General features: G+C 66.7%; 2 protein-coding genes. One reads left to right on the top strand and one right to left on the bottom strand.

Annotated elements, in window-relative coordinates; genetic code table 11:
- Positions 1-125 precede the first annotated feature (125 nt).
- On the bottom strand, positions 126-773 hold the full coding sequence (locus ABZ154_RS35020; protein WP_356838510.1) for a LysE family translocator: 648 nt from the start codon (positions 771-773) through the stop codon (positions 126-128).
- Positions 774-1,010: 237 nt separating this feature from the next.
- On the opposite strand from ABZ154_RS35020, the gene ABZ154_RS35015 reads away from it, so the two are divergent.
- A partial coding sequence (locus ABZ154_RS35015) for a winged helix-turn-helix domain-containing protein (protein WP_356838509.1) occupies positions 1,011-1,440 on the top strand: 430 nt, incomplete at its 3' end.

The following is a 1,440-nucleotide window of genomic DNA, read 5'->3' as shown; positions in this document are numbered from 1 at the left end:
TGCCTCACCACCGTGCAGGCACTCGCCGCAGCCGTCCAGGGCATCGACGCCCTCAACGGCGGCGACGTCGGCGTCCGCTCCCTCCAGGAACACGCAGAACAGCTCATCGCGATCGCTCTTCGGGATCAGCTCGAACTGGCGGGCATCGAGGTGTCCAGTGCGACTGAGACGGCCAGCAGGGCGAGGGCCGTTCCCATCATGTAGCGCTGCACCTTGAGCCAGGACGGGCGGCGGGCGAGGAACACGGCGATGGATCCGGCGGCCAGGACGATGCTCAGGTTGATCGTGAGGGCCACCACGATCTGGACGGAGCCGAGCACGAATCCCTGGAACAGCACGTGTCCCGAATCCAGGTTGATGAACTGCGGGATGAGGGAGAGGTACATGATGGCGATCTTCGGGTTGAGCAGATTCGTCATCAGCCCCATCGTGAACAACTTGCGCGGCGAGTCGTGCGGCATCTCCTGGGGAGCGAAGACGGAGACGCCCCCGGGCTTCAGGGCGGTCCAGGCGAGGTAGGCGAGGTAGGCCGCGCCGGCCAGCTTCACCGCGATGTACAGCTCGGGCACCGCTATGAAGACCACCGACAGACCGAGGTTCGTGGCCAGCAGGTAGACCAGGAACCCCACCGCGACACCGCCGAGGGAGACCACTCCGGCGCGCCGGCCCTGGGTGATGCTCCGGGAGACGAGATAGATCATGTTCGGCCCGGGGGTGAGCACCATCCCCAGGGCGACCATCGCGACCCCCAGTACTCCGGTCAGCTCAACCATTCGCTGCGCGCCGCCTTCTGTTCGTGGGCTGTTCTTCGTTCGGTTCCGTTGCTGCTCCGTGCATTTCCGGTCTCGTGACGGCGTCGGGTCTCGGAGCAATTCGAGTGTAAGCTCAATTCTTTCCTCGGTTCAATACGCAATATTGAACTCGGTGCAATAATGTGCTTCGATGCCACTGAGTGCGTCGATGAGCGATGGCGGATGAGCGATGACTGATGAGTGCGGAAGGTGAGGTCCGTGAAGGACTACCGGAGCGTCGCCGACGCGGTGGCCGCGGAGATCAGAGCGGGTCGGCTCAGGACGGGTGAACGGCTCCCCACGCAAAGGGAATTCGCCCGGCAGTACGGCATCGCCAATTCCACGGCCACCCGCGTCTATCAGGAGCTCGCGCGTCGGGGCTTCACTGAGGGGCATGTGGGCCGCGGAACGTTCGTACGTGACGCTTCAGGCGCCCCGGCCGCCGCGCCCGCGCTGTCCGAACCCGCCGGCAGCCGGGTCGACTTGGAGCTGAACTACCCGGTGGTGCCCGAGCAGGCCGAGCTGCTCGCCGCCGGTCTGGGGAAGCTGCTGCGCCCGGGCCGACTGGAGCCGGTGCTGCGCCCGGTCGGAGCGGCCGGCACCCGCGCCGCCCGCGATGCCGCGGCGGACCTGCTCGCACGGGGTGGCT

Source organism: Streptomyces sp. NPDC006261 (assembly GCF_040613515.1).
Classification (GTDB): Bacteria; Actinomycetota; Actinomycetes; order Streptomycetales; family Streptomycetaceae; genus Streptomyces.
This window is presented reverse-complemented; position numbering and strand designations above follow the sequence as displayed.